Source organism: Actinocrinis sp. (assembly GCF_035650855.1).
Taxonomy (GTDB): domain Bacteria; phylum Actinomycetota; class Actinomycetes; order Streptomycetales; family Catenulisporaceae; genus Actinocrinis.
In genome coordinates this window covers 1-5,938 of the sequence record NZ_DASRGV010000180.1, presented here as the reverse complement: position 1 = coordinate 5,938, position 5,938 = coordinate 1, and the positions used below count along the sequence as shown (strand labels likewise).

Here is a 5,938-nt window from a genome sequence, read left to right as displayed (position 1 = left end):
CCCGCCGCCCACTCCGCGCCCGCCGTGCACGGTGCCGCGGACCCGGGTGCCGAGCATCCAGCCGCTCTGCCGCTCCCAGTCGGTCGTGGCGTCCCAGACCTCTTGCACCGGGGCGGTCACCAGCACGCTGACGGAGAGGTGGGCGGTGGTCATGGCCGGATCATCTCACGCCGGATCTGACGATGGCGACGGACTCGGCGGGCAGGTGAAGGGTCGTATCGCCGTCGTGCGCGGGTTCGATGCTCACTCCCTCGTCGGAGGCGAGCAGTACGGACTCGACCGGCCCGTCGACGGCGACGGGCTGCGGACTGTCCGCGAGGTTCACCGCGATCCGTACCGCGCCGCGGGTGACGACCAGCCAGCGCGCACGCTCGTCGAAAGCGACGCGCACCTGCGCGAGCTGCGGATCGTGCAGGTCCGGTTCGCTGTGCCGCAGTGAGATCAGCCGCCGGTACCAGTCCAGCAGGGCCCGGTGTCCTTCGTCGGCGATTTCCGCCCAGTCCAGCTTGGAGCGGGCGAACGTGTCGGGGTCCTGCGGGTCGGGCACCGATTCGGCGTCCCAGCCGTGCCGGGAGAACTCGCGGCGGCGCCCGTCGCGCACTGCGGCTCCCAGCTCAGGCTCCTGATGGTCGGTGAAGTACTGCCACGGCGTCGCGGCGCCCCACTCCTCGCCCATGAACAGCATCGGCGTGAACGGAGCGGTGAGCAGGAGCGCCGCGCCGACGCGCAGCAGCGCGGGGGAGAGGGTCGCGGTGATCCGGTCGCCGGTCGCGCGGTTGCCGATCTGGTCGTGGTCCTGGAGGAAGGCGACGAAGCGGTCGCCGCCGAGCAGCGCGGTGTCCACCGGGCGGCCGTGGCTGCGGCCGCGGAACGAGGACCAGCCGCCGTCGTGGAAGTAGGCGCCGGTCAGCGTCTTGGCCAGGCCGCCGAGGGAGCCGAAGTCCGCGTAGTAGCCGTGGCGCTCTCCGGTGAGCAGTGTGTGCAGTGCGTGGTGGAAGTCGTCGTCCCACTGCGCGTGGACCCCGTAGCCGTTGTGCGATCGCGGCGTGATGATGCGCGGATCGTTCAGGTCCGTCTCGGCGATCAGGAACAGCCGCCGGCCGAGTTGTGCGGCGAGGATGTCCACCTCGATCGCGAGCGCTTCGAGGATGTGCACGGCGCGGGTGTCGGCCAGCGCGTGTACCGCGTCGAGCCGCAGGCCGTCGAGGTGGTAGTCGCGCAGCCAGTGCAAAGCGTTGCCGACGATGAACGCGCGCACCTCGTCCGACCCGGCGTCGTCCAGATTGACCGCGGCGCCCCAGGGCGTGTGGTGCTTCTCGGTGAAGTAGGGCCCGAATTCGGCGAGGTAGTTTCCGCTCGGGCCGAGATGGTTGTAGACGACGTCGAGCAGGACGCCGATGCCGCGTGCGTGACAGGCGTCGACGAAGCGGGCGAGTCCGGCCGGGCCGCCGTACGGCTCGTGCACCGCCCAGAGCGCGACGCCGTCGTAGCCCCAGCCGTGGTCGCCCGGGAACGCGGCGACCGGCATCAGCTCGATGTAGTCCACGCCGAGCTGCGCCAGGTGATCGAGCCTTGCGATCGCGCCGTCGAACGTGCCCTCCGGGGTGAACGTGCCGACGTGCAGCTCGTAGATCACCGAGCCGGGAGCCGTACGGCCCGTCCACGCCTCGTCGGTCCACGCGAAGCCCTGCGGATCGACCACCCGGCTCGGGCCGTGCACGCCGTGCGGCTGGTGCGGCGAGCGCGGGTCGGGACGAGCCGGGCCGCCGTCGAGCGAGAACGCGTAGTCGGTGCCCGGTCCGGCGGACGGCGCGTCGAGTTCCCACCAGCCGTCGTGTTCGGTCGGCCCGTCCGGGTCGTCCCGGCCGCGCGACGGCAGCGGGGAGCGGCGCGCCATGGCCAGGCGATCGTCGCCGATGAGCAGGTCGACCTGTTTGGCGTGCGGCGCCCACACCTCGAACTGCGTCATATCTCAAACACCATCACTGCTCGTCCTGCCTGACCAGCAACGCCACGGGCAGCGCGGCGGTAAGCCGCTCAAGCGGCAGCTCGTCGCCGAGCGCGCTGCCCATCTCATAGGTCTGCCCCGTCAATGCGCACCGCCAGGTCCCGGCCGGGAGCGCGAGGGCCGTGCCGCGCCAGCCGCCAAGCCGTTCCAGGGTCGCCGGCAGCCTGGTGGCGATCGCGGCTACCCGGTCCCCGCGCAGGAACGCGAGTACGTGATCGGCGGCCGGTCCCGTCGGGAAAAGCGGGGTCTGATTCGCCCGGGCGCCGAACCACTCCGGATGTTCGCGCCGCAGCCGGAGGGCTCGACTGACGACCAGCAGCTTCGCGTCCGAAAGCGTCTCCGCGGAGACCGATTCGCCCGCGTCCAGAGCGTCGAGGCGCGAGGCCAGGCCGGAGAAATCGACCGGGCGCCGGTTGTCCGGATCCACCAGTGCCTGGAAGTCGATCTCGGAGCCCTGATACACGTCGGGCACGCCGGTCATGGTGAGCTGGAGCAGTTTCTGCGCGAGGCTGTTCGCCGCGGCGTACTGCGCCACGCGCCCCGCGAAGCGCTCGATCTCGACGCGAAGTTCCGCGTCGTTCAAGACCAGCCCGGCGAAGTCCAGCACGGCCGTCTCGTAGGGCTCGTTCGGCGCGGTCCACGACGTGTGCACCTTCGCCTCGCGTACCGCTTTCGTCAGGTACGGCAGCAGCCTGTCTTCGTCGATCGGCCAGCAGGCGACCAGGGTTTGCCACAGCAGGTATTTGAGTTCGGCGTCAGGGTATTGTTCGTCGCTCGCGGCCAGTTCTTCGGAAGCGCTGGCGCGGGCGAGTTCGTCCGCGCGCGCCTGCCAGCCGGCCACCGCCGCGGCCCACTCTTCCGGCAGTTCGGTCAGCACCGCGAGGCGTGCGCGCACGTCCTCGGAACGCTTGGTGTCGTGCGTGCTCAGCGTCGTCATCGCGGTCGGCTGCCGCGTCTGGCGCAGCGCGCAGAACAGATGGAACTCGGCGGGGGAGAGGGCCGGGCTGGCCGGGTCCGCCCCCACGTCCGCGGCCATCGGCAGCGCGCTCCAGCGGTATGTCGCGGTGTCCTCCACGCCCTTGGCCGCGACCGCGCCGCAGACCTGCTGGAATCTGACCTGGAACTCGTCGCGCAGCTGATCGCGCGGCCCGATCCGGCCGAGCGCCAGGTCTCGCACCACGGTGAGCGTGTCGTGCCGGTCCTCGGGCAGCGTCGCCGCGGCCTGTGACGCCGCGGCCTCCAGCAGCTTGATGGACTCGGCGGGTGCCGGTTCACCGGGCACGACGTACGCGCGGTACACGGGCAACGCCGCGAGCAGCGCCATGGCCGAATCGCGCAGGGCGGTGTGCGTGTGGTCGTAGAGGTCGATGTCGGTGCGGCAGATCGCGGCGAGCAGTTCGGTGAGCCGGTCGAGTTCGGCGTGAAGCACCTGGTCCAGTACGTGCGTCTTGGACTGCGCGACCACCGCGGCGAAGTCCTCCGGCATGTTGGTCAGCCCGGAGTGCAGTGCGGTGAGCCGGGATGCGCCGGCGGCGTCGGTGAGCACCGCGGTCAGGGCCCGCAGCGCGTCGTACCCGGTGCTGCCCGCGCACGGCCAGTCCTCGGGCATGGTCTCGTCCGGAGCGAGGATCTTCTCCGCGACGATCCACTTGCCTGGTGCGGCCGCCGCGAGCCGGCGCAGATAGCCGCGCGGGTCGGCCAGCCCGTCCACGTGGTCGATGCGCAGCCCGTCGAGCACGCCGTGCTCCAGCAGGTCGAGCAGCAGCCGGTGCGTCGCGTCGAAGACCGCCGGATCCTCCACCCGCAGCGCGATGAGGGTGCTGATGTCGAAGAAGCGGCGATATCCGGGCTCCTCCACCGCCACCCGCCAGTATGCGAGCCGGTAGTGCTGCGCCGTCACCAGCTCGGCCAGCGGAAGTTTCTCAGTACCCGGACGCAGCGGGAACACGTGGTCGTAGTAACGCAGCACCGGCGCGGATTCGGGCACCGCCGGGTCGCCGGCCGGATCGATCTTCAGCTCGCCGGCGTGCAGGCATTCGCCGATGCGCCGGCCGAGCACCGGCAGCAGTACCGCGCCGCCCTGCGCCGACCAGTCGATGTCGAACCAGCTGGCGAACGGCGAGTCCGGGCCGTCGCGCAGCACCGACCACAGCGCCCGGTTGCCCGACTCGGGCACCGGCATCCCCATGTGGTTCGGCACGATGTCCGCGATGGCGCCCATGCCGTGCCGGCGCAGTTCACCGACCAGGCGCCGCAAGCCCGCTTCGCCGCCCAGTTCGGTGTTGATCGTGCTGTGGTCGACCACGTCGTAGCCGTGCGTCGAGCCGGGCGCGGCCTGCAGGATCGGCGAAAGGTACGCGTGCGTAACGCCGAGCCGATGCAGATAGGGCACCACGGCTACCGCGTCGTTGAACGTAAACGCCGGAGACAGCTGTAGCCGATACGTGCTGACCGGTGCCGCGCTATTCCCGAATGCCGTGCTGTCAGCTAACACGTCGCAGCACCGTCACCGAGCGAGACTCGATCAGCGTGGTAGCGCCTGGCTTGAGCAACGGCCGGTCGCTGTATACCGGCATCGCGGTGTCCAGCACGCTCTCCCAAAGCTCGCCATAGTCCACAGGCGGCAGCGTAAACGGCAGCGGTTCGTGATGCGCGTTGAACAGCAGCAGGAAGGAATCGTCGCGCACCTGCTCGCCGCGCGTGTCGGGTTCCGCGATGGCGTTGCCGTTGAGGAACACGGTCATCGTCTTGGCGTAACCGGTCTGCCAGTGACGCGCCGTCATCACTACGCCGAACGGCGTAAACCACTGGATGTCCGGCAGGGTGCTGCCGGTGTGCTTCAGGATCCCGCCCTGGAAGAACCGGCGGCGGCGGAACACCGGGTGCGCCGCCCGCAGCTTGGCCACCTTCCGGGTGAACTCCAACAGCGTCTCGTGCTCGCGCGCCCCCTCCCAGTCCACCCAGCTCAGCTCGTTGTCCTGGCAGTAGGCGTTGTTGTTGCCGCGCTGGGTGCGGCCGAGCTCGTCGCCGTGCAGGATCATCGGCACGCCCTGGGACAGCAGCAGCGTGGCGATGAAGTTGCGCTTCTGCCGCTCCCGCAGCGCCAGCACCTCCAGGTCCTCGCTCGGGCCCTCGGTCCCGCAGTTCCAGGACCGGTTGTGCGACTCGCCGTCCCGGTTGCCCTCGCCGTTGGCCTCGTTGTGCTTGTCGTTGTAGGAGACCAGGTCGTGCAGCGTGAACCCGTCGTGCGCGGTCACGAAGTTGATCGAGGCGATCGGCCGCCGGCCGTCGTTCTGGTACAGGTCCGAGGAGCCGGTCAGCCGGGAGGCGAACTCGGCCAGGGTGGCCGGCTCGCCGCGCCAGAAGTCGCGCACGGTGTCCCGGTAGCGGCCGTTCCACTCGGTCCACAGCGGCGGGAAGCCGCCCACCTGGTAGCCGCCCTCGCCCAGGTCCCAGGGCTCGGCGATCAGCTTGACCCGGGAGACCACCGGGTCCTGCTGCACCAGGTCGAAGAAGGCGGAGAGCCGGTCCACCTCGTGGAACTGCCGGGCCAGCGTCGCCGCGAGGTCGAAGCGGAATCCGTCGACGTGCATCTCGGTGACCCAGTACCGCAGCGAGTCCATGATCAGCTGCAGCACGTGCGGGTGTCGCATCAGCAGGCTGTTGCCGGTGCCGGTGGTGTCCATGTAGTACCGGTGGTCGTTCTCCGCCAGCCGGTAGTAGGCCGCGTTGTCGATGCCGCGGAAGGAGAGGGTCGGGCCCAGGTGGTTGCCCTCGGCGGTGTGGTTGTAGACCACGTCGAGGATGACTTCGATGCCCGCTTGGTGCAGCGAGCGCACCATCGCCTTGAACTCCTGCACCTGCTCGCCGCGCCGGCCGGTGGCCGCGTACCCGTTGTGCGGGGCGAAGAAGCCGATCGTGTTATAGCCC

3 protein-coding genes are annotated in these 5,938 nt (G+C 70.2%); all 3 read right to left on the bottom strand.

Translation table 11 applies throughout. The features are described from left to right. Positions 1–160: 160 nt before the first annotated feature. Positions 161–1,969, bottom strand: a complete 1,809-nt coding sequence (gene treZ / locus VFB40_RS13540; protein WP_324850550.1) for a malto-oligosyltrehalose trehalohydrolase — start codon at positions 1,967–1,969, stop codon at positions 161–163. 13 nt (positions 1,970–1,982) lie between these two features. Then, positions 1,983–4,502, bottom strand: coding sequence for a malto-oligosyltrehalose synthase (gene treY, locus VFB40_RS13535; RefSeq protein WP_324850547.1), 2,520 nt, complete (start codon positions 4,500–4,502; stop codon positions 1,983–1,985). After that, a partial coding sequence (glgX, locus tag VFB40_RS13530) for a glycogen debranching protein GlgX (protein ID WP_324850545.1) occupies positions 4,492–5,938 on the bottom strand: 1,447 nt, incomplete at its 5' end. The genes treY and glgX, both read right to left, overlap by 11 nt.

Excerpts from the sequence above, each read along its gene's own strand:
- treZ (WP_324850550.1), bottom strand. The coding sequence starts at position 1,969 with ATGACGCAGTTCGAGGTGTGGGCGCCGCACGCCAAACAGGTCGACCTG.